This window comes from Psychroserpens mesophilus (assembly GCF_050617655.1).
Lineage (GTDB): Bacteria > Bacteroidota > Bacteroidia > Flavobacteriales > Flavobacteriaceae > Psychroserpens > Psychroserpens mesophilus_A.
In genome coordinates this window covers 1-264 of the sequence record NZ_JBODQC010000219.1, presented here as the reverse complement: position 1 = coordinate 264, position 264 = coordinate 1, and the positions used below count along the sequence as shown (strand labels likewise).

The 264-nt window shown below is 54.5% G+C and carries 1 protein-coding gene; it reads left to right on the top strand.

The features are described from left to right. Positions 1-14: 14 nt before the first annotated feature. Positions 15-264 (top strand): hypothetical protein (locus ACRHNM_RS17020; protein ID WP_431137819.1); only part of this gene is annotated, 250 nt, incomplete at its 3' end.

Below are 264 nucleotides of genomic sequence, written 5' to 3'. Positions count from 1 at the left end.
AGTACGTCGATGCAATGGAAGGCTTCGACAAAATTGCCGGGCAGTTTGCATCCAAGGAGGTCAAGCGCAAGCAAGAGCTGACTGTCGCCGAAAACCTCTACAACGAGGCCGTCGAGAAGACGGAGAAGGCTTTTGCAAAGAACCCCGAGGAGATGGCTTCCAAGCTTGCGAAGCTGAAATCGGACTACGACAAGACAGTCGCTGGCATCGAAAAAAAGTTCACCGAGAAGGGCGCGGGCGGCGGGATCAACGTTACCGAGAACC